Consider the following 22,176-nt stretch of genomic DNA (forward strand, 5'->3'; position numbering starts at 1 on the left):
TCTTAAACATCTTCAAAGAATAGGTTGTAGCCAGTTTTTGCAAGGATTATAATCCTTTTACTTGTTATTGACATAACAAGTAAATAAGTCATGCAAATTCTCTTATTACTAAGGATACACTATGGAATTCAGTCAAAGCGTTGGTATTGGATTAGATATTGCTACGGCATTATCAGTCATTATTGCAGCCTATCACTATGTCAATAGTGCAAAAAAATAAGCTAAACGAAAATTGGAAGAAGACGCCAAACAAGCAGAAAAATTACGTCAACAACGTATTGCTGAATGTATTGCTGAATCGGGTTCAATTGTTTTAACTGAAGAGATTAGAACATTATCCGTGGCATATCAAAATATTGTTGGAGAGCATTCGGGTGTAGAAAAGTCTTTAGTTTATTTTATGCAGCAAAAAAACAAAATGAGACAGATGATCATTTTTATAAACGGTGTTTAAGAAACTTGTCAGATAAAGATAAGGGTAGTCGTTTTATTAAAGAATATGATGAATATATGACCGCCTTATCTAACGGAATAGAAATCCTTTCCCAGCAACGTTATGTAATTATGCCTGTGCTGGATGCTATCAGTCAAGGTAATAATATTTTACTGAATAGGTTGAAAAGCTCTCTAGTTCGCTTGTTAGACATGTATAATCATTTATGGGGAGGAGTAAAAGGATTGTAGGAGGAACTTAATGAACTAAGAGAACTACTTTCCCAGCTTAATGAAGAAATTGATTTTGATACATTATCCTCAAACAAAGAAGATAATCAGCTGTATTCAGACATATTGAAGAAATTGATAAGTATTGTAACAGATCCAGATTATAGTGACTTTTTAGAGGGGACACTTTGGTCAAAAGATGAATTGATTGAATATGCAGACATATCAGTTGACGATGAATCTCTTGAACAGAAATTAATGATCTTGAATCTCAAACAATTCTATGAAACTGCATTAACCGAACAGGGTATGGCAAATATTTTCCATAATATGTTTGCAGAAGTATTGTTGTCTCTGAGACCAGTTGAGGAGTTCAAAGAAGTGTTGTGTTTACTTTCTGCTTGTCATTCATATATTTTGAATGATAGAAAAGACATCTCTCTTGATGATGAAATTAAAAGATATGAGGAGTTATTCGCATTAGGTGAAGAAATTCGTTAGTTTGTAAGCTAAATATCCAATTCTCCCTTAATTAAGCAGCTTACTCAGGCTACTTTTTTGATGGGGAGAACATTCTGGTTACCCTTTTAGCTTTCCCCAACCCGCCTTTTGCTATTTCCCCTAAACTACGCTAAAATCAACCGCACTTTTCATCAATAAATAAGAACCTATGTTACTTTCCATTCTTTACATTATTGGCATTACCGCTGAGGCGATTACTGGGGCATTAGCTGCCGGGCGTGAAAAAATGGATATTTTTGGGGTGATTATTATTGCATCTATGACGGCGATTGGTGGTGGTTCAGTGCGGGATGTCTTATTGGGGCATTATCCGCTTGGTTGGGTGAAACATCCGGAATATTTTATTATTGTTGCCACGGCCGCAGTGTTGACGGTGTTTATTGCTCCCTTTATTAATCATTTTATGCGGTATTTCCGTACAATCTTTTTAGTGTTAGATGCTGTCGGATTAATTGTGTTTTCCATTATCGGGGCGCAAGTCGCTTTAGATATGGGACATGGTTATATTATTGCAGTTATCGCAGCAATTATTACCGGTGCATTTGGCGGTGTTTTGCGTGATTTGCTGTGTAACCGTATCCCACTAGTATTCCAAAAAGAACTTTATGCTAGCGTTGCTTTATTGGCAATCTGTATTTATATCGGATTGCACGAGTTCGGTATTCAGCACGATCTTGTGGTGATAATAACCTTACTTAGTGGCTTTATTATCCGCTTGTTGGCGATTCGTTTTGAATGGGGATTACCTGTGTTTGATTATCAAGAACAGGAAATTGAGAAAAAAACGGACATTGATCATTTGCCTAAAAAACGTCAATAAGGAACGTTATGGATATTCAAATTGAATTTATTGCGCCGCAGGATTTTGATCGTCTATTTGCAATTGAACAAGATGCACATCTTATACCTTGGTCATTGGGAACGTTAAAAAATAATCAGGGCGATCGTTATCATAATCTAAAGATTTTACTCAATCATCAAATTGTTGGTTTTGCCATTAGCCAAATCGTGATCGATGAAGCGACGTTGTTTAATATTGCTATTGATCCTAAATTTCAGGGAAAAAAACTCGGTTCCATCTTGCTTAATCATTTACTTCAACAGTTGCAACAAAAAGGCATAAAAACACTGTGGTTAGAAGTACGAGAAAGCAATCAAAAAGCCCAAAAATTATATGAACAATGTGGCTTTAATACCGTTTGTGTGCGTAAAAATTATTACCCTACTCTTGATGGAAAACGTGAAAATGCTATTGTAATGGCAGCTTATCTCGCTTTTTGATTTGGCTTGATAAAGTCAGTATAATCACAGAATGAAAAATTAACTGATCTGAAACATAATATGTCTGAAGAAACTACCTTAAAACAAACCGTACTTTTATCATCTATTCCAGTATTATTGCCGGTAATTATTGAGTGTTACGCTATATTCTTACAACAGCAAGTTGAGATAACTTATTTTTCATGCGCTTTTTTAACAGCGCAATTACTTTGCCTTGTGATTTTTATAAAAGGGGAAATCTGCCCCGGACAACGTGGGCGTTTAATAGCTAGCCAAAGTTCGTTTGCGATTTATTGGTTATGTTCAGGTATTATTGGTTTATTTGGCACGCATCAAGTTGCAATATTAGCTATGTCAGCTTGTGGGTTAATCATGACAATTGTGGCGTTAAAGCAACCTAAAGGAGATGAAACATTACGTAATAAACGTCTATTTGGGGGGATTATTATAGGGCTGATCGGCATTGCGATTTATCTATTGTTAATTTTTACTCAACCCATATCTAACGCTATTATTTATAGCCCACTCGCTCAACTGTTTATTGGCGTGATATTAGCAAATTTTGCTTTGCTGATTTCTCGTAACCGCTTGCAAGCGTTTATTGCGTTATTACCCTTTGCGATGTCAGTCTTATTATTGTTGAATATCATTAGCGTGCTAATTTTTATGTCCATTACTACCAGCCAAAGTGCGGTGCTTTTTACAAATTATTTTGCTCTTTTGGTTTATTTTATTTCCCATTTGGTTTTAATGGCTATTTTAGCGCTGCATATTATTAGAAAAATAAAATTGCGTTACCAAACCCTAGTTGTTTTATTGTTTATCGCCTTATTTTTACCGATTTGGTCTATTTTTTCTTACGTTAGCTAATCTATATGGTTAAGAAATTTCTTGCTTTCTCATTACTGCTGTTTATCAGTATGTTAGGGATTGTTACCATATTAATTATTTCACCTCATCATATTGAGCGATTGGTGAATTATTTTTTAGGACAAGAAATTTCTATTCAAATTGCCGAAAACACACAAGTTTCAACGACAAAGGTGAATTTGAGTTCATTGCTTGTGAAGCTCAATCAACCGTCTTCTTGTACTTTAGTGCAATTAGAAAATGTACAGGCTCAATGGTGGTATTCCCGATCTTTGCGTGCAGACAAAGCGATTGTGGATTATGCTTGTCTCATGCAATTCCCTACATCCGATGAAGCACCAAAAAGTCAGCTAAATTTAACCGCACTTTTAGCTAATGTGCCAAACATGGAGCTAGACATTGCGGATTTACAAGTCATTAATACAGACAGCATAGCAGCATCAGCTGTGCAGCAATTATTACAAAGTCAATTATCGGCGAAATTGATTTATCAAGATCAGCAACTTAGCTTACAAGCGAACGGTAAAGAAGGCAATCAGGATCTTGTTAAACTGAATGCTATAGTAAAAAATCAGCAATTAACTGGCGATTTAATCTATCAACCCCAAGCTGAACAGCAACATCAATTAAATTTTCAGCTAGCCTTAGCACAACATATATTAGATTTACCAACACAGGGAAAACTAGATTTACACTGGCAGCGTGATGATTTACCGATAAAACAAGCAGATTTAACTTTTCAATGGCAAGATCAACAAGGTACGTTGAGTTTGCAGGATCTTGAGCATCAACAACAGATTTTAAATATACCGTTTAAATTTGAGCAGAATCAATTACAAATTGAAAAAAGTCGTTTTTATTGGGATATTGATGTTTTACAACAACCTTTGCAAGGGGCGTTAAATTTAACTTTGCGAAAATCTACTGAAAATTGGTTGCCTCTTGATATAGATATGCGTTTGAGCCTATTTTCTGCGGGAGAAGCGGGTAAAGGTAATATCGTGATTTATGGCACAAATGGTTCCATTACCAAAGAAAAAATAAATATACCATTGGAAGCACATGGTAACATTAAATATGATCAATCTATTGCTTATGTCGATGCGGTGTTTGATGTGCGTGGTGATAAAAATGATCTGTTTGCCTTATTTAAAGAAAAATCCACCTTACGTGTGAATTGGAAAGAGCTGAATGCCAATATGAATGTGCGACTACCATTAGCTGATGTGGTTATTGGAAAATATGGAGTCGGTGGACGTTTACAAGCATTTTTACAAGGAGATACCGCTCAATTTTCCGATATTGATTTACATTTAGATGGTGAAGCAAATCAATTTGTGGCGGGGGTAACATCTTTATTTTCCTTACGAACGCATAATTTTCAACGTAATGGTATTACTTTAAAAGGGCGTGATACTAACTGGTGGAAATGGAATTTTAAAGGAAAAGCCACGGTTAAAGCCTTAAAAAGTACCCTTAAGGTAAATGGAAAAGGCGCATGGCAAGCCGATAAAGTGGAGATTCATCAGTTGAATGCAAATATAGCACAATTTCATCGGTCGGGTATGTATGTACCGAAAATTGAGCTTGGACTAAAAGAAATCATTTGGTGGGATTATGAAGAAAAACAACTACAAGGATTGTTGCAAGCTAAAATCCCTGAAGTTCGTTTAGATTATGGTGGACATTTTGTACAGCCTATTTTGAATCTCGCTATTAATGGGACGGATATTAAAGATGTGAATTTGGCTGGGGATATGACAGCCGGTGGATTAGGACCAATAAAATTATTCGCCCATTATCGTCATGACGAATTAGTGGGACGCGTTTATTGGTTGGAACAATCTGCTAAGGTATTCCAGCCATTGTTTCCACACCATTGGGAATGGGCGATTATTAATGGTACGATTAAAGGACAAACATCTTTTGATGTCAGCTCGGAACGTGGTTTACAAATGGGGGGACACTTTTCTATTCGACAAGGAGAAATTGCTTTTCCAGATGGTGAATTGAAAGGTATTGAATTTGCCTTACCTTATCGCTATATCAATGGCACCGTCGAGTTGGTGAACAATCCAGTTCAGGTCTCGGTAAAGCATTTAAAATCTGGCGTATTGGTGGCAGAAAATTTACGTGTAAAAGTACAAGGTTATTACCCTTATACTAAAAAGCGACCTTTGATCTTAAGCGAACTTAAATTAGATTTGTTGGGGGGAGATGTGAGCATTAATAAATTTGCCTTACCACAACAGAAAATCGCGAATGTGCAATTGCATAATATTGACTTATCTCAGGCATTAGCCATGGCAGAATATACGCAAGTCGGTTTAACGGGGCGAGTGAATGCCATTTTCCCATTTTGGTTAGAAAATGCCCGTTGTATTATTTGTCATGGTGAAATTACTAAAACTGAGCATCAAGATGTGAATTTAAAATTGGGTTCGGAATTGATCAAAGGGTTAAAATCAGGTGGGCTTACCGAAGGGATTTTGGCAGATGTAGTCAGTGAAATGAATTTGCAAAATTTAACTGCCACGGTGAATCTTGAGCCAAATGGATTGTTAATATTATCTTCCCATATAATGGGGTATAATCCAACCAAGAAGCATAAAAATCCAATTACGTTGAATTATAATCATCAAGAAAATGTGTATGAATTATGGGATATGCTTAACTATGGTTCAGCATTTGAACAGAATTTGAAATATGACTTTTATCAAAAACTGACAAAATGAGAAAAATAATTAAATTTACACCGCAGTTTATGCTAATCACCTTATTTGGGCTCACCGCTTGTACGCCAACCGTGCAACTAGAAACGCCGAAAGAAGGGATCACGATCAATATGAATGTGGTAGTAGATCATAAAATTAATGTAGAAATGGACGATAAAACTAAACAAGTGTTGGAAAAATAGGCCCTATTGACAGCAAAATTTTGTTAAACTAAAGGGAAATTCACAAGGAAATTATTATGCACTGTCCATTTTGTTCCGCAGAAGAAACCAAAGTCATTGATAGCCGTTTGGTTGCTGAAGGTTATCAAGTTCGTCGCCGTCGTGAATGTACACTATGTCACGAGCGTTTCACTACCTTTGAAACTGCTGAATTGATTATCCCACGAATCATCAAGACCGATGGTTCTCGAGAGCCTTTTGATGAACGTAAACTCCGTTATAGTATTCAACATGCTGTTGGCAAGCGTCCTGTTAGCGAAGATGATATTGAAAAAGCAATAAGTCATATTATTCACCAACTACAAGCCACAGGTGAGCGTGAGGTACCCAGTAAATTAGTGGGAAATTTAGTGATGGATGAATTAAAACAGCTTGATAAAGTCGCATATATTCGTTTTGCATCAGTCTATTTGAGTTTTGAAGATATTAACGAATTTTCCAAGGAAATTGATAAAATCAAGGATTTAGCCTAATGACATTTAGCCCACAAGATCAAGAATTTATGCAACTGGCGTTAGATTTAGCGGCGCAGGGACGTTTTACCACATCACCCAATCCGTCGGTAGGTTGCGTATTAGTGAAACAGGGACAAATTATTGGACAAGGTTTTCATTTTAAAGCGGGCGAACCCCATGCTGAAGTAATGGCGTTACGTCAAGCTGGTGAACACGCCAAAGACGCCACTGCTTATGTCACATTGGAGCCTTGTTCCCATTATGGTCGTACGCCACCTTGTGCCAAAGGGCTAATTGAAGCTGGTGTGAGTAAAGTGATTGCGGCGATGTTGGATCCTAATCCACAAGTAGCAGGGCGTGGTTTGCAAATGTTGCAGGATGTGGGCATTGAAACTGTGGTGGGATTATTGCAAGAAAAAGCGGAAGTGTTGAATAAGGGCTTTTTACACCGAATGCGAACAGGTCTGCCTTTTGTACAGTTAAAACTGGCAATGAGTTTAGATGGTCGTACTGCCATGGCGAGTGGTGAAAGTAAATGGATTACGGGCGAATTAGCGCGATCCGATGTACAACAAGAACGCGCCAAAGCATCCGCTATTTTATCTACATCATCCACTGTTTTAGCTGATGATCCTAGTTTAAATGTACGTTGGCAACAGTTACCCACTGATATTCAGCAACAATATGCTATTGAAAATCTACGGCAACCGATTCGTATTATTGTGGATTGCCAACATCGAGTTTTACCAACCCATCAACTTTTTAAGACCGATTCACCGGTTTGGCTAGTTAGTGATAAAGCACGTGATTTATCAGATTATCCTGATTTTTGCCAACACATTCAGTTAAAAACCATCGAAAATCAGACCGCACTTTTTACCTTAATGCAAGAACTGGCAAAGCGCCAAGTTAATAATCTGTGGGTGGAGAGTGGTGCGACTTTAGCCGGTACATTAATTGAACAGAAGTTAGTTAATGAATTGATTGTTTATATTGCTCCTAAATTATTAGGTGATCAGGCTAAGGGGTTGTGTAAGTTACCTAATCTGCATCAACTCTCGCAAGCTCCACAATGGCAATTACAATCTGTTGAACAACTCGGTGATGATCTCAAAGCCATTTACCGTAGAAAAGCATAGGAAAAGCAATGATGATAAAAAAATTATTACAATCAGCGTTAATCGGTTTAATTTGTGCTGGTCTGATTTTGTTTGTAATTCCTAAATTTACTGGTGGGAGTGGATTAAAATTAATCAGTGAAGTGAGCAGTTTCAAAGATGCTGTGCGAATTGCATCACCGGCAGTGGTGAATGTCTATAACCGAACTTTTACCAGTAATTCTAGTTTAGATACTGGAACCGTTTCTACCAATAATCTAGGGTCTGGTGTGATTATGAGCAAAGACGGTTATATCCTCACTAATAAACACGTGATTCAAAGTGCGGATCAAATTATCGTAGCTTTACAAAATGGACAAATATTTGAAGCCAATCTGATTGGTTCGGATAACTTGACTGATCTTGCGGTATTAAAAATTCGAGCGGATAATTTATCGACTATCCCACAAAATCCAAAACGTCAGGTTCATGTGGGTGATGTGGCTTTGGCAATTGGCAATCCTTATAATTTAGGGCAAAGTGTCTCGCAAGGCATTATCAGTGCCACGGGACGGAATGCGATTGGTGAAACCGTAGGGAGACAGAATTTTATTCAGACTGATGCATCGATTAACCGAGGTAATTCTGGTGGCGCATTGATTAATTCCTTGGGCGAATTAGTGGGAATTAGTACGTTAAGTATTGGCAAAGATGCGACTGAAATTGCCGAAGGACTTAGTTTTGCCATTCCCATTGAAATTGCCAATGATGTGATGAAAAAAATCATCCGTGATGGTCGAGTGATCCGCGGTTATTTTGGGGTGCAAAGTAATATTTTATTTAGCAACGGACAAAGTGATGCAAGCAGCAGTGGGATTTTAATTGAAAATGTGGTACCTAACGGTCCGGCTGCCAAGGCGGGTATTCAAGCGGGTGATGTGATGTTGAAATTTAATGATATGGTGGCAAATTCACCGGAGCAAATTATGCAAGTGATTAGCAACACAAAACCTAATACACAGGTTAAGGTGATGATTTCTCGTTTAGGGCGAATTTTTGAATTACCGGTGACTATTGAAGAATATCCGGTGAATTAACATATTTAGCAATAAGGCAAAACAGATGAATAGGATAAAATTCAGCAAATTATCTATAACGGCAATTTTTAGCTTAATTTGCCTTTCTGCTTGTGAGCCGAATAAATCAAATTCAACACAGCTTCAACCGACTTCGCCATCAGCCATACCAGAGCAATCATCTGGCTATCAAGCTGATGTTTTAATTCGTGGTGTTTATGATCCTTTTATTTTACAACCAGCAGAAATTCAGCAACCTGAACAAAGCGCTTTATTACGAGATTTATTTGAAGGTTTGGTGATTTACGATCCGCTGGGCAATATTATCGCAGGTATCGCAGAAAGTTGGGAAAGTGTGGATCAAAAAACATGGATTTTTCATTTACGTCAAAATGCCAAATGGTCAAATGGTGAAAATGTAACAGCACAGGATTTTGTCCGAAGTTGGCAGAATTTAGCCTTGTCGGATAATCCGCAGAAAGAATTTTTGCTCTATATGAATATGCAAAATGCTAAGCAAGTGATTGAGCAAAGTATGCCGGTGCAACAGCTTGGTGTACAAGCCTTAGATGAGTATAGCTTACAAATTCAACTAGATAAATCAACGCCTTATTTACCTAAAATGTTAGTGCATATTGCTTTGTTACCGAGCTATCAAGCAACCCTAGAACAAAAAAAAGCGTTTATTACCAATGGTGCTTATAGGGTGGTTGAACAAACGGCAGATCGCATTCAACTAAGTCAAAACCCGTATTATTCAAATAACCATAGCCGAGCTTTTAGCAAAGTAATTTATCAAAAAATTGATGTGCAACAGCCTAGTCAACCTATTGATATTATTCAGAATGTTAAACATAAATCGGATAATATCAACTACTTCCCACAACTTTGTACTTATTTTTATGAATTTAATTTCCGCTATCCAATATTAAAACAAAAAGCGGTACGAAGTGCGTTAATTTCAATGATTCCAAGTAATATTGTGTCCCAATACCCCTTTATTATGCCAAATGGGAACAATTATTTGCCAAATAACATGCAATTTGAACAGCAACGAGATTTTGAACCGACGCTGGTGGAACAGAAATTACAACAAGCCGGCATTACTGAACAAAACCCACTGAAGTTACGTTTAACTTATGATAACCATGGGTTACATCAACAAATTGCAGAACATTTAATTCGTGGTTGGTCGCAGTCGGATTTAATTCGAGTACAAGCTGAACCGGTGTCTTATCAAACCTTATTAGAAAAACGAGTGAAAGGGGATTTTCAAATTATCCGTTCGGGTTGGTGTGCGGATTATAATGATCCGTCCGCTTTTTTATCTATGTTACATTCCCAAAGCGCGGATAATAAAATGGGATTTTCTGATCCTGAAATTGATCAGTTATTAGCACAAACCCTATCTCCTGATATTTCTGCACAAAAACGCACCGCACTTTATCAGCAAATTATTGAACGTACTCAACAAGAATATGTGATGATGCCGATTTTTCAATATGCTACGCCGGTGAGCATTGTTCCCAATGTGGCAGGTTATAATGTCACTAATCCAACAGGCGTGATATATAGCAAAGATCTTTATCGCTTAAACTTGCCTAAATCAACTGATACAAAGTAATAATTAACGGCATCGTTATTACGCATAACATGGTAGTTACCCCATAAATCGCACTGGATTTTTGCGCATCTTTACCATGTAATACAGCAATTTGCGTCACCGTTGCCGCAGCTGGACTAATGGTGGCTAAGAAACTGATTAACGCAATGGTTTCCCCATGTTCCGCCAAGCTGGCAAAATGGCCGAATTTAATCACTAACATTAAACAAAGCGGCACCAAAATAAGGCGTAAAAAGGTGACTAAATAAATTCGTTTTGACGATAAAATACTGCGTAGCGGAATGCCAGCAATTAACATACCGGCAATTAACATGGCATTGGGTCCAATAAAAGAGCCCACTGATGACAAGGTTCCCACTACAATAGTTGGCAATTTAATCTGAAAAGCAAACAAGGTTGCGCCCACAATAATTGACCAAATATTGATATTCTTCACAATTCTTTTCAGGGAGAAAGACTTTTCACCGCAGATCAGACCACGACAATGCGTCCAAAATAACACCGTTTGCACCACAATAAAACAGGTGGCATAAATCACCCATTCTTCACCAAACATAGACATTACCAACGGAATAATCAAATTACCCGAGTTGGAATAAATGGCAGCCGCATGCTCCACACCATCTAGTTTAAATATTTTTTTGAGAATAATCCCCATGATAATTAAGATAATATGCAATAGAATTGCCATGGAAACAGAAAGTAGTAAGCCACGCAATAATTCGGGACTATAATCAATTTGGAACGCTTTGAGCATCACCGCTGGGCTAATGATATACACCCCTACAACAGAGAGCGGAAAGGTATCTTTGGGTTGCAATAATTTTGACTTCACTAAACCGTAACCTAACAGCACAATAAGGGTCAGTTCGGTGATTTTACTGGCTAGAATTAAGGCAATGTCCATAGTGCGTTCCCGTTGAATGAGTAGGATTTCATAGTACCGATTTTTGGCAGAAATGGAAATAAAAAAGCGAGGCAAAAGGGAGAATTTGTTATAATAATGGAAATTTTTCAAAAAAAGACCGCACTTTCAAGGATTCACTATGTCATTACAATTTAATGCTATCGCTCTTTTATTGGTGGTGCTTATTTTACTCGGCGTACTCAGCCACAACAGCTCGATCACCATTTCCGCCGCCGTATTACTGTTAATGCAACAAACCTTTTTGAGCAAATATATTCCCTTTGTAGAAAAAAACGGCTTAACCATCGGAATTATCATTTTAACTATCGGCGTACTCAGTCCGCTGGTGTCAGGTAAAATTCAATTACCCGATATAAAATCCCTGTTAGATTGGAAAATGTTAGTGGCATTGGCAGTGGGGACATTGGTAGCATGGCTCGGTGGACGAGGCGTGAGCCTGATGGGAACCCAACCAATTCTACTCACTGGCTTATTGATCGGCACCGTGCTAGGCGTGGCTTTTCTCGGTGGTATTCCCGTTGGTCCCTTGATTGCAGCAGGGATTTTATCTCTATTAATTGGGGTAAAATAAATCATGAAACCAAACAGAATCCCGTTAAATCCGTTGCAAAAAACCTTATTTCACCAACTCAAGGACGTTATGATCCTTGACGAACGGAAAATTGCCGCTCGCATTAAAGGCATAGGTCAAATTAAAAATGAACAAAGCCAACAAGCCGTGGCGGCTGAAATTCAAAGCCAAATTCAACAGGCACAAGAACGTTTAAATCAACGTAAAAGTGCGGTGAAAAATCCGATCGTTTTTGCCGAAAATTTACCTGTCAGCCAACGCAAAGCGGAAATTCAACAATTAATTCGTGAAAATCAAGTAGTGGTGATTGCAGGCGAAACGGGATCGGGCAAAACCACCCAATTACCGAAAATGTGTTTAGAACTGGGTTTAGGCAAAAAAGGCTTGATCGGACACACGCAACCACGCCGTATTGCGGCTCGTTCCGTGGCGGCTCGTATTGCGGAAGAATTGCAAACGGAACTCGGCGGTATGGTGGGTTATAAGGTGCGTTTTAACGATCAAATCAGCGAGCAAACCCAAATTAAGCTGATGACAGATGGGATTTTGTTGGCAGAAATTCAAACCGATCGCTATTTAAATCAATATGATACGCTGATTATTGACGAAGCCCACGAACGCTCACTGAATAACGATTTTATTCTCGGCTATCTCAAACAGCTGTTGCCACGCCGTCCTGATTTGAAAGTCATTATCACATCAGCGACTATTGATGTGGAACGTTTCTCCAAGCATTTTAACAACGCCCCAATTTTAGAAGTGTCAGGGCGAACCTATCCAGTGGAAGTGCGTTATCGTCCAATGTTAGACAACGATGAAGAAGATCAATTACAGGGCATTGCTAACGCAGTAGATGAACTACAAGCAGAGGGCAGAGGCGATATTCTGATCTTTTTAAACGGCGAGCGAGAGATTCGGGATACGGCGGAAATGTTGCAAAAACAAGATCTTCGCCATACGGAAATCTTGCCCTTGTATGCACGCCTGTCCGCCCAAGAACAAAATAAAATCTTCCACCCGAGCGGCTTAAATCGTATTGTGTTGGCAACTAACGTGGCGGAAACGTCCTTGACCGTGCCAGGGATTAAATATGTGATTGACCCAGGTACCGCTCGCATTTCTCGCTACAGTTACCGCACCAAAGTGCAACGCCTACCCATTGAGCCGATTTCACAAGCGTCCGCCAATCAACGCAAAGGGCGTTGTGGCAGGGTGAGCGAGGGGATTTGTATTCGCCTGTATTCAGAAGAGGACTTCAACAATCGCCCTGAATTTACCGATCCTGAAATTTTACGCACCAATTTAGCCAGCGTGATTTTGCAAATGACGGCGTTGGGCTTGGACGATATTGATGCTTTTCCTTTTGTGGATGCCCCTGATAAACGCCATATTCAAGACGGCATTAAATTGTTGGAGGAATTGCAAGCCTTTGAATGGCGAAAAACCAAATTTGGCGAGAAACGCTTTTTAACCCAACAAGGTAAACAGCTCGCCCAGTTGCCAGTGGATCCCCGCCTTGCCAAAATGCTCTTAACAGCGGTAGAACAAGGTTGTTTACACGAATTAATGATTATCGTATCTGCCCTGTCTATTCAAGATCCCCGAGAACGACCGCAGGAAAAACCACAATCCGCTGATGACAAACATCGCCGTTTTGCCGATAAAAAATCCGATTTTATGGCGTGGCTGAACCTGTGGAATTATATTCAAACCAACCAAAAAGAGCTGACCAAAAACCAATTTCGCCGTTTATGCCAAAAGGACTTTCTCAATTATTTGCGGATTCGGGAATGGCAGGATATTTATCATCAAATCAGAACCCAAGTGCGAGAATTGGGCTTGCCGATCAATTCGGAAGCGGCAAAATATCCGCAAATTCACACCGCACTTTTAAGCGGTTTGCTGTCGCATATCGGCTTGAAAGATAATGAAAAAAGCCAATATTTAGGGGCAAGAAATGCCCATTTTGCAATTTTTCCTAATTCGGTATTGTTTAAAAAACAGCCGAAATGGGTAATGGCAGCGGAGCTAGTGGAAACGTCTAAACTCTGGGGGCGAATGGTGGCGGAAATTGAGCCAGAATGGATCGAGCCGCTTGCCAAACATCTCAGTAAAAGCAGTTATTCCGAACCCCGTTGGTCAAAATCCCGTGGGCAGGTGATTGCTGATGAAAAAGTGAGCCTATATGGCGTGCCGATTGTGGCAAGTCGCCCTGTGAATTTTAGCCAAATTGAACCGCAAACTTGCCGTACGATTTTTATTCAATCCGCACTGGTGGAGGGGGATTGGAATACTCGCCACAAGTTCTTTTTTGCCAACCAAAAATTAGTGCGTGAAGTGGAAGAGCTGGAGCATAAATCTCGCCGCCGTGATATTTTGGTGGACGACCGCACCTTGTTTGAGTTTTACGATGAACGCATCGGGGCGGACGTGGTGTCGCAGAAACATTTTGATAGCTGGTGGAAAACTGCAAGCCAAAACGATCCTGATTTGCTCAATTTTGAAAAATCGTTCTTGATGAATGATGATGCACAAAAAGTGAGCCAACTGGATTTTCCGAATTTCTGGCAACAGGGCAATATTAAGCTCAAATTGACTTATCAATTTGAACCTGGGACGGACGCAGACGGCGTGACAGTGCATATTCCATTGCCGTTGCTCAATCAAATTGAAATGACAGGGTTTGACTGGCAAATCCCTGGTTTACGCCAAGAATTGATTATCGCCTTAATCAAAGCCTTACCGAAAACGCTCCGCCGCAATTTCGTGCCAGCCCCCAATTATGCCGAAGCGTTTTTAGGGCGAGTGACAAATTTTGATAAGCCATTGACGGAAACCTTAAGCCACGAGTTTCGCCGAATGACAGGCGTAACTGTTGAACCTGAGCAATGGAATTTTGAGCAAATTGCACCGCACTTAAAAATGACCTTCCGTGTGGTGGACGACAAAGGCAAAAAAATTGCCGAAAGTATGAATTTAGATCAGCTTAAATTTGATCTCAAAGATCGGGTGCAAGCCAGCATTTCCGCCGTGGCAGATGACGGCATTGAGCAATCGGGGATTCATATTTGGAATTTTGACCAACTTCCGCAATGTTATGAGCAGAAAAAACAAGGGTTTACCGTCAAAGCCTTTCCTGCTATTACGGACGAAAAAGATGCCGTGGGGATTAAATTATTTGAAACCGAATACGAGCAAAGCGTGGCAATGCAGCAGGGGTTACGCCGTTTAATTTTGCTCAACGTGCCATCACCGATCAAATATTTACACGAAAAATTACCCAACAAATCCAAACTGGGACTCTATTTCACCCCATTCGGCAAAGTGCTGGAATTAATTGACGACTGTATCGCCTGCGGTGTGGACAAGCTAATCGCTGATTTTGGCGGTTTTGTGTGGAACGAAACGGATTTTGATAAATTGCGAGATTTTGTGCGAGAAAATCTCAATGATATTACCGTGGACATCGCCCAACAGGTAGAACGCTTGCTAACGTTGACTTTTGAAATTAACAAACGCCTAAAAGGCAAAATGGATTTCACCCAAGCCTTTGCCCTATCTGACATTAAAGCCCAATTGAACGGCTTGATTTATCAAGGTTTTGTGGAAAAAACAGGCTATGCCAGACTGCCCGATTTACAGCGTTATCTCCAAGCCATAGATAAACGCCTAGACAAACTCACCCAAGACACCAACCGAGACAGGGCGGCAATGCTGCGAGTAGAACAATGCCAACAAGCCTACAATCAGCTGTTAGCAAAACTGCCAAAATCTAAACCGCACTCCGCAGAAGTGTTGGAAATTCGCTATATGATTGAAGAACTTAGAGTGAGTTTGTTTGCTCAGCAGTTAGGGACGAAGTATCCGATTTCGGATAAAAGGGTGTTGAATGTGATTGGGGAGCAATAAGCTCCCCGAATGATGGAATACTTTATTTAATTTTCAGGGCGTGGATATATTCTGCTACTGTGAATAACAGATAAAATAGCCACTTTGTTTGTCTGTTCATCAAAATCATAGACGATGCGATATTTTCTTGCAAACGACTCCCTTGAGCCATCTTCTCGCAAACGCCCTATGGCAAGTGGCATAAAAGCAATCCGTTCTATTTTTTCATAGATTTCATTAGATAAGCGAATACCACTCATATCAAATCCAGTAAATTCAACCACATTTTCTAGAATTTCATTTATTTGTTGTAACGCTTGTGGAAGAATAGTTAATTTAGGCATAGGCGACATTTTTAATAAAATCGTCTAATTCTTGTGATTTACGTTCAATTACTTGTTGGGAACTGGCTTTTGCTTGCTCCAAAGTAAAGCCTAATCCAGCTTGTTTTTCTTCACGCCCTTTGCGAACGCATTCACTCACAAATTCATCATAACCTTTTTCTTTAAACATAGATTTATCTCTTTTGAACTAGCAATAGTGCTGATTATATCCCTTTTCATTATACTATGGAACAGTTGTTAAAAATTAGGGCAAGTTTATTCGCCAAACAGTTAGGCACTAAGTAGCCGATTTCGGATAAGAGAGTGTTGAATGTGATTAATGAAATTTAGACATAGCAAACAAAATGGTTAGAAAAAGTGAGTAAAAACTTTGTACTATTAAATAGGTCGGTCCACTTTTTCTAACTATATAGTTCATTAAGAAGAGCATAACGCCAAAAGGATGAGTGCAAAGATCAATGTAATCATAACTTGTCCCAATGTACGTGGTTGGGCAACTGCAAAACAGACAAAAAGACAAACGAACAGCCACATAACAAATTCTCCTTTAATTTAATTTCTTGAATTTTTGCACCTAAAACAGGTTCATTTTACTATGAACCTAGAATAGGTGCAATGAGAAATTTAAGATTATCCATTCATTCCGCCGAGCATAGTTGGTTACGCCAATTATTTTTAGAACAACGGCAAAAATTAGGTTTATCACAACGAGCATTAGCCGATAAGTTGGGAGTAATTCATTCCTTTATTGGTAAAGTGGAAACGGGTGATAGACGATTAGATGTTTTTGAGTTTATCGCTTATTGTAAAGGTCTTGAGCTTGATCCGATGGTCGTTTTACAAGAAATAAATCAACATTTCAGTGATCAATAACTTTTCAAATTTACTGCACTCTGAAAGTGTATTAGAAATTCGCTATGTGATTGACGAGTTGCGAGTGAGGTTGTTTATACACAAAAACGGCAAAATTTGTGCATGATAAAATAACGCACACAAGAAATGCAGAAAACTTATGTGTGTTATGTTAATACGCACAAGAAATCACAAAAACTTGTGTACGTGAGGATGATATACACAAGAAATAAGAAAAATGTGTGTATGTTTAGTAAGAGAAAAAAGAATATGGAAAACAGCTATCAAATTCCCGATCTTTTTGCTTTAGGTGAGGTGGAAACCAAGGCGGTATTAAAAGCAACAAATCAGGCTCATCAGGCATTAGGTGAACTAAAAGGGCCGGTGCAAACGATCCCAAATTATTCGGGCAAATTTACCGAAAATCTATAGCCACGAACTCATAATTTATATAAACACCCTTATACCAAAATTGATTTTGTTGCCGAAGACTGCCAAATTCACCGCAACACGGCAGTGAAACGGTTAGATGAGCTGGTTCAGTTAGGTGTTTTGCAGAAAGTGAAAATTGGCAAAGAGAATTTTTATATCAATGTGGATTTGTATCATTTGTTAGTGGAACAATAGGGTAAGTTGATCTTGTAAATTTCACTATATCTTTAAGAAAAATGCGGTGTTCTTTGAACTAAAGGAATGTATTCCTTTTTACTTACTCTTGACAGAGTAAGTAAACATCATTGCATATTTATTTGTCTAGTGGCTGGGGACAACCCCCCCCTATTTTGGATAAAATGGCGTTGTGAATGATTAACGAAATTTAGAGGAAAATATGTCTGAAAAAAGCCTAGACACAGCGTTGTTAGCCATTGAAGTATTATGCAATATTCCAAAAAGCAGAAAAATCGACAGTCAAGAATTACAACAAAAATTGGCAGATGCGGGTTATGTACGTGATAAACGCTCAATTCAACGCTTGCTTAAAGTGTTGGCAGAACATTTTGATATTGAAGTGGATGACCGTTCTAAACCCTATGGTTATTGCTGGAAGAAAAATTCCAATGGCTTAAATATTCCTAGCTTAAGTCCACAACAAGCCCTTGTGTTACGCCTTGCCGAAGAACAGCTTAAAACCTTGTTACCAGCCAATATTATGCGTTCAATGCAAGGTTTTTTTGAGCAAGCTCGTTCGCAACTGAATGGTGATAATAAAAAGCGAGAAAAACAATGGCTAAATAAAGTTGCCATTGCCCCCACCAGTCAACCGCTTTTGCCTGCCAAAGTGAACAGTAAAATTTTTGAAACCATTAGCACCGCACTATTTGAAAATCGCTATTTGATGGTGAATTATCAAGGGCAATACCGTTCTCATCAAGCCAAAATAATGCCGTTAGCTTTGGTGCAGCAGGGGGCGAGTAGCTATTTAGTGGTGCGTTATCAAGACGATGATACGCCAAAACATCTTGCCTTGCATCGTATTAAATCTGCGGAGCTTTCTACCATGTTCTTTGAACGCCCGACCGATTTTGTGTTGAAAAATTATGTGAACGATGCCCATTTTGGCTTTGGCAACGGCAAACTGATTCAGCTGCGGTTTTCCGTGGCACAGTACGCTGGCTTTCATTTAACCGAAACGCCCTTGTCTGCGGATCAACAAATTTTAGAACAATCCGAACAGCATTATCGTTTTCAAGCTACGGTAGTGGACAGCGAAATGTTAGATTGGTGGCTGGCGAAATTTGGGAATGATATTTGGGATATTGAAAAAAATTGAAATTTAACCATTGATACGACATAGTTTGTCGTGTAAATGGATAACATTCTCTTTGAAATCTCAAAGTGCGGTGAGAAAACAAAAAATTTTGTGATTTTTATATTGCACATTTTATTTTATATTTAGTTTATGGAGATATTTATGTTCAATTTGAATAAAAATATGAACCCTACTTTTTATACTTACAAAGTAGCTTATGATCATGGAACAGCACCTAATCTTGATCAATATTATTGCTCATTAGCGATTTGTAAGCCTGTTATTAGGCGAACTGCTAAAGTTGGAGATTTAATTGTTGGATTTGATACTAGAGAAAATAGCAATAGGATTGTGTATATTATGATTGTTGATGAAGTGATAAGTTGGCATGATTATATTATTCGATGTGAAACAGATCCACTTCTCAAGAATAAAATACCTTGTTATGAAAATGATTATAATGGAGATTGTATTTGGAAAGTTGAGTCGTTTGGTATTTCTCATCAGCCATTAAAATCTCGTTCTGGTCATGGTATTAATTGCTATCATACTGATGTAGAGAAAGGAAAAAATGTATTGCTGGGTAAAAAATTCATGTATTTTGGTAACGGTGAAAATATTGATCTGAGAATTCCAGAAAAGTTTCATAGAATTATACCTAATAGAGGTCATAAATCGAAAGCTAATATTCCTTATTTAGAACCATTTATTGAATTTATAAATAAGGAATTAGAATTAAGAGGATTACAAGAATTTAAATTTTATGGTAATCCAAAATTACCACTTGAGCCTAAAAATTGGGAGTAAATTATGAAAGTGATTTTGTCAAGAAAAGGTGCAGATGGCGGAAATTGGAAATTTCCAAGTCCAATTTTACCAGATGGAAGAATGTTATCTTTCCCTATCTATTCTGAAAAAGATTCAGTTTGTCCAAATGATTTATATTTAGATGGTGTGGACATTAAAAAGTTGATATTGGATTTACATCCTAATTTAAGTAATGATGCACGAATAAGACATTTACATCTTGATCCTGATTTGAATCGAAATCCTAATAATAGACCAAAGGATTGGAGACCATCTTTAGGTCAAGTAAATGCTGCTCAAGGAATATTATCTAATCATAAGGTAAATACTAATGATGTGTTTTTATTCTTTGGTTGGTTTAAACACGTTGAAGAAGTAAAAGGGAAATGGAAATATTGTGGTAAAGATATTCATTCTTTATTTGGTTGGTTAGAAATCGAAAATGTATTGAATTTTACTGATAAGAATAAAGAAAATCTCATTCAACAGTATCATTTTTTAAAACAGCATCCACATTATAATAGCACTAATCTATCAACCAACACGGTATATATTTCTAAAGATAAATCAAATTATTCCAAATCTTCAGAATTTGGAGCGGGAGTTTTTCGTTTTTCTGAAAAATTACAACTTACAGCAGAGGGGAGATCAAAAAGCCAGTGGCTTTTACCAAGGTGGTTTAAACCTGATAATTTAGATTATGCTTTAAGTTCCCATCATAATTCAAAACGTTGGATTGAGTACACTGCGAGTAATGATAAAGTTATATTACAGTCTGTATATCGTGGTCAAGAATTTGTCATGGATAGCCAATATTTCCCAGAATTAGAGGATTGGATTACAGAAATCATTCAAGAAGGTACTATGGAAAACTTGTGTATGTGATAAATATAAAATCTATACCACCTTTCTATGCGACACACTTTGTCGTCAAAAAGAATAAAATTACGTTGGAAATTCCAAAGTGCGGTGAAAAAACAAAATTTTGCGATTTTTCACCGCACTTTCCCCCATTAAAGGAGAACATTATGCACCCTGTTATTGAATTTTACCTAGACCAACGTAAAAGCGAAATGAATTTTAGCTTTGAACAAATGTTAGCGATTGAGCCGTTAGCTATTGAATTAGGTTATTTCTGGATTCCGTGGTTTTTCCCTGTGTTGGAACGTTCTAAATGGAACAAAAAAATGCCGTTGCTTTCTCCCGATGAAATTGAATTTTTCAAACAAAATGAACAGATCCAACAGCGTTTTTTGAAGCCTTTGATGCAATAATGGCGTATTTTGAAATACAGCGAAATGGCACAGAATTAACCATCACGGAAACCTTAACACAACGATCCTACTGGCTTAAAAATATTGGACATCAACAGAAAAAAATCAGCCGTATTATTCGTAGTCTGAAATTATTAGGACAAGAACTACTGGCTCGTAATTTACAGCAGTTAGCGATTAAATTGGGACAAGAAAAAGGCTATTTATTGCCCGATACGTTAGAAATTTGGCAAGGTATTTTTGAAGACTGAAAAAATTTCTCAAAATTGACTTTTAAGATGAAATAAAAGCTGGTTAATCAATGTATGCTTGAATAGAGAAAAGGAACATTAAATGGCAGCTTATCCAATTACTTTTTGCCAACGTTCAAACTATAAATTTCCTTGTGAAGATGCGTTATTTAATGGCATTGATGTGTATCAATATAAAAATAAGAACGCAGAAACCATGTTGGTAGAAAAGCCACATCCGATTATTGCCGTGGCGGATGGGGTTTCTGCTACGCCCAATTCTCATAAAGCCAGTCGTTATTGGATGGAGCAGATTAAAAATTGTGATGTATTAAATAGTCAATGGGTAAGGAAAACGCATTTACAGTTTTGTGATGATTTTCCCTTTCAATGCGGTTCAGCGACCACATTAGTCGCCGCACAATTATTTGAAAATGGGCGAATTAAAATCGTGAATGTAGGCGATAGTCGGGTGTATAAAATTACGGAGCAAGGCGAGTTTATTCAATTAAGCTATGATCATACTGTGCTAAATTGGTATTTAAATGAGAATAAACATCTTGATCCCAGTGGCGAATATGCTGAGATGTATTATATGTTATCGGATTGTTTAATCGCAGATTTTGAAAGTGATGATTTTCAAATTTTTAGCCAAGATTATCAGCTTAAGCCGAATGAAAGTTTATTATTATGTTCCGATGGCTTGACGGATTTTATTGAAGCTAAACGCTTGACTGATATTTGGCGAAGTTATACCACCAATGAACAGCGTTTACGGGGGTATTGCCAAGAAGCAAAAAAAGTACATACCTTAAAATGGAGCGATGATTTTTCGGCAGTGGCGTGGACGTATAAAGCCTAGTTTCCTTTCAATCTAAAGGATTGTAATGATCCTTTTTCTTTTTATTACTTTTTTTTGCGACACAATTTGTCGTATCAATTCATAAAATTATCCTAAATCGACTTTTAATTTTCCCTTTAAGCTTAT

26 protein-coding genes are annotated in these 22,176 nt (G+C 38.0%); 23 read left to right on the top strand and 3 right to left on the bottom strand.

Annotated features, from left to right (window positions below; all coding sequences use genetic code 11):
• Positions 1 to 232: 232 nt before the first annotated feature.
• From O1Q79_RS01245 to O1Q79_RS01300, 12 genes are all read left to right on the top strand, one after another.
• Positions 233 to 454, top strand: a complete 222-nt coding sequence (locus O1Q79_RS01245; RefSeq protein WP_386692579.1) for a hypothetical protein — start codon at positions 233 to 235, stop codon at positions 452 to 454.
• Positions 455 to 459: 5 nt separating this feature from the next.
• Entirely contained in the window at positions 460 to 684 is a 225-nt protein-coding gene (locus O1Q79_RS01250; protein ID WP_386692580.1) for a hypothetical protein, read from the top strand.
• A 114-nt stretch (positions 685 to 798) separates the two neighbouring features.
• The gene (locus tag O1Q79_RS01255) at positions 799 to 1,164 is read left to right on the top strand and encodes a hypothetical protein (RefSeq protein WP_386692581.1); all 366 of its coding nucleotides are present in this window, start codon (positions 799 to 801) and stop codon (positions 1,162 to 1,164) included.
• Between the two features lie 169 nt (positions 1,165 to 1,333).
• Positions 1,334 to 2,005 (top strand): trimeric intracellular cation channel family protein, encoded by a 672-nt coding sequence (locus O1Q79_RS01260; protein ID WP_386692582.1) that lies wholly within the window; start codon positions 1,334 to 1,336, stop codon positions 2,003 to 2,005.
• Positions 2,006 to 2,013: 8 nt separating this feature from the next.
• Positions 2,014 to 2,466 carry a ribosomal protein S18-alanine N-acetyltransferase gene (rimI, locus tag O1Q79_RS01265; RefSeq protein ID WP_386692583.1) on the top strand — a complete coding sequence of 151 codons (453 nt, stop codon included), beginning with the start codon at positions 2,014 to 2,016 and terminating at the stop codon, positions 2,464 to 2,466.
• A 60-nt stretch (positions 2,467 to 2,526) separates the two neighbouring features.
• Positions 2,527 to 3,336 carry a hypothetical protein gene (locus tag O1Q79_RS01270; protein ID WP_386692584.1) on the top strand — a complete coding sequence of 270 codons (810 nt, stop codon included), beginning with the start codon at positions 2,527 to 2,529 and terminating at the stop codon, positions 3,334 to 3,336.
• 5 nt (positions 3,337 to 3,341) lie between these two features.
• Positions 3,342 to 6,071: a YdbH family protein gene (locus O1Q79_RS01275; protein WP_386692586.1), complete on the top strand. Its 2,730-nt coding sequence runs from the start codon at positions 3,342 to 3,344 to the stop codon at positions 6,069 to 6,071.
• A complete protein-coding gene (locus tag O1Q79_RS01280; RefSeq protein ID WP_386692587.1) occupies positions 6,068 to 6,253 on the top strand; it encodes a YnbE family lipoprotein in 186 nt (61 codons plus the stop codon). The genes O1Q79_RS01275 and O1Q79_RS01280 overlap by 4 nt, the downstream gene beginning before the upstream one ends.
• 56 nt (positions 6,254 to 6,309) lie before the next feature.
• Positions 6,310 to 6,765 carry a transcriptional regulator NrdR gene (nrdR, locus tag O1Q79_RS01285; protein ID WP_386692589.1) on the top strand — a complete coding sequence of 152 codons (456 nt, stop codon included), beginning with the start codon at positions 6,310 to 6,312 and terminating at the stop codon, positions 6,763 to 6,765.
• The gene (ribD, locus tag O1Q79_RS01290; RefSeq protein WP_386692590.1) at positions 6,765 to 7,886 is read left to right on the top strand and encodes a bifunctional diaminohydroxyphosphoribosylaminopyrimidine deaminase/5-amino-6-(5-phosphoribosylamino)uracil reductase RibD; all 1,122 of its coding nucleotides are present in this window, start codon (positions 6,765 to 6,767) and stop codon (positions 7,884 to 7,886) included. The genes nrdR and ribD overlap by 1 nt, the downstream gene beginning before the upstream one ends.
• Before the next feature lie 11 nt (positions 7,887 to 7,897).
• Entirely contained in the window at positions 7,898 to 8,941 is a 1,044-nt protein-coding gene (gene degS / locus O1Q79_RS01295) for an outer membrane-stress sensor serine endopeptidase DegS (protein ID WP_386693317.1), read from the top strand.
• A 25-nt stretch (positions 8,942 to 8,966) separates the two neighbouring features.
• The gene (locus tag O1Q79_RS01300) at positions 8,967 to 10,544 is read left to right on the top strand and encodes a peptide ABC transporter substrate-binding protein (protein ID WP_386692591.1); all 1,578 of its coding nucleotides are present in this window, start codon (positions 8,967 to 8,969) and stop codon (positions 10,542 to 10,544) included.
• Here the strand turns inward: O1Q79_RS01300 and O1Q79_RS01305 are convergent.
• Entirely contained in the window at positions 10,522 to 11,451 is a 930-nt protein-coding gene (locus O1Q79_RS01305; RefSeq protein WP_386692592.1) for an AEC family transporter, read from the bottom strand. The genes O1Q79_RS01300 and O1Q79_RS01305 overlap by 23 nt on opposite strands.
• Before the next feature lie 139 nt (positions 11,452 to 11,590).
• Here O1Q79_RS01305 and O1Q79_RS01310 point away from each other — a divergent pair, with 139 nt between their 5' ends.
• Together O1Q79_RS01310 and hrpA are read left to right on the top strand one after the other, a co-directional pair.
• On the top strand, positions 11,591 to 12,043 hold the full coding sequence (locus O1Q79_RS01310) for a DUF441 domain-containing protein (RefSeq protein WP_386692593.1): 453 nt from the start codon (positions 11,591 to 11,593) through the stop codon (positions 12,041 to 12,043).
• Between the two features lie 3 nt (positions 12,044 to 12,046).
• Positions 12,047 to 15,952, top strand: coding sequence for an ATP-dependent RNA helicase HrpA (gene hrpA, locus O1Q79_RS01315; RefSeq protein ID WP_386692594.1), 3,906 nt, complete (start codon positions 12,047 to 12,049; stop codon positions 15,950 to 15,952).
• Between the two features lie 26 nt (positions 15,953 to 15,978).
• Here hrpA and O1Q79_RS01320 read toward each other — a convergent pair whose 3' ends face one another.
• Both O1Q79_RS01320 and O1Q79_RS01325 read right to left on the bottom strand, forming a co-directional pair.
• On the bottom strand, positions 15,979 to 16,275 hold the full coding sequence (locus tag O1Q79_RS01320; RefSeq protein ID WP_386692595.1) for a type II toxin-antitoxin system RelE/ParE family toxin: 297 nt from the start codon (positions 16,273 to 16,275) through the stop codon (positions 15,979 to 15,981).
• Positions 16,268 to 16,444, bottom strand: coding sequence for a hypothetical protein (locus O1Q79_RS01325; protein ID WP_194965372.1), 177 nt, complete (start codon positions 16,442 to 16,444; stop codon positions 16,268 to 16,270). The genes O1Q79_RS01320 and O1Q79_RS01325 overlap by 8 nt, the downstream gene beginning before the upstream one ends.
• 446 nt (positions 16,445 to 16,890) lie before the next feature.
• Between O1Q79_RS01325 and O1Q79_RS01330 the strand changes: the two genes are divergently transcribed.
• The 9 genes from O1Q79_RS01330 to O1Q79_RS01370 all read left to right on the top strand — a co-directional run bounded on the left by O1Q79_RS01330 (position 16,891) and on the right by O1Q79_RS01370 (position 22,050).
• Complete coding sequence (locus O1Q79_RS01330; RefSeq protein WP_386692596.1) at positions 16,891 to 17,148, top strand: helix-turn-helix domain-containing protein; 258 nt, start codon at positions 16,891 to 16,893, stop codon at positions 17,146 to 17,148.
• Positions 17,149 to 17,397: 249 nt separating this feature from the next.
• Complete coding sequence (locus O1Q79_RS01335; RefSeq protein WP_386692597.1) at positions 17,398 to 17,559, top strand: hypothetical protein; 162 nt, start codon at positions 17,398 to 17,400, stop codon at positions 17,557 to 17,559.
• Positions 17,560 to 17,625: 66 nt separating this feature from the next.
• Positions 17,626 to 17,754, top strand: a complete 129-nt coding sequence (locus tag O1Q79_RS01340; RefSeq protein ID WP_386693318.1) for a hypothetical protein — start codon at positions 17,626 to 17,628, stop codon at positions 17,752 to 17,754.
• 202 nt (positions 17,755 to 17,956) lie between these two features.
• Positions 17,957 to 18,898, top strand: coding sequence for a helix-turn-helix transcriptional regulator (locus O1Q79_RS01345; protein WP_386692598.1), 942 nt, complete (start codon positions 17,957 to 17,959; stop codon positions 18,896 to 18,898).
• Between the two features lie 141 nt (positions 18,899 to 19,039).
• Positions 19,040 to 19,684 carry a hypothetical protein gene (locus O1Q79_RS01350; RefSeq protein WP_386692599.1) on the top strand — a complete coding sequence of 215 codons (645 nt, stop codon included), beginning with the start codon at positions 19,040 to 19,042 and terminating at the stop codon, positions 19,682 to 19,684.
• Between the two features lie 3 nt (positions 19,685 to 19,687).
• Positions 19,688 to 20,569: a hypothetical protein gene (locus O1Q79_RS01355; RefSeq protein WP_386687136.1), complete on the top strand. Its 882-nt coding sequence runs from the start codon at positions 19,688 to 19,690 to the stop codon at positions 20,567 to 20,569.
• Between the two features lie 143 nt (positions 20,570 to 20,712).
• Positions 20,713 to 20,958: an opioid growth factor receptor-related protein gene (locus O1Q79_RS01360; RefSeq protein WP_386692600.1), complete on the top strand. Its 246-nt coding sequence runs from the start codon at positions 20,713 to 20,715 to the stop codon at positions 20,956 to 20,958.
• Positions 20,958 to 21,209 (top strand): hypothetical protein, encoded by a 252-nt coding sequence (locus O1Q79_RS01365; protein ID WP_386692601.1) that lies wholly within the window; start codon positions 20,958 to 20,960, stop codon positions 21,207 to 21,209. Before O1Q79_RS01360 ends, O1Q79_RS01365 begins: the two co-directional genes overlap by 1 nt.
• A gap of 82 nt (positions 21,210 to 21,291) precedes the next feature.
• Positions 21,292 to 22,050: a PP2C family protein-serine/threonine phosphatase gene (locus O1Q79_RS01370; protein WP_386692602.1), complete on the top strand. Its 759-nt coding sequence runs from the start codon at positions 21,292 to 21,294 to the stop codon at positions 22,048 to 22,050.
• Positions 22,051 to 22,176 lie beyond the last annotated feature (126 nt).

Origin of the sequence: Lonepinella sp. MS14434 (assembly GCF_042468235.1) — a bacterium.
Taxonomy (GTDB): Bacteria; Pseudomonadota; Gammaproteobacteria; order Enterobacterales; family Pasteurellaceae; genus Lonepinella.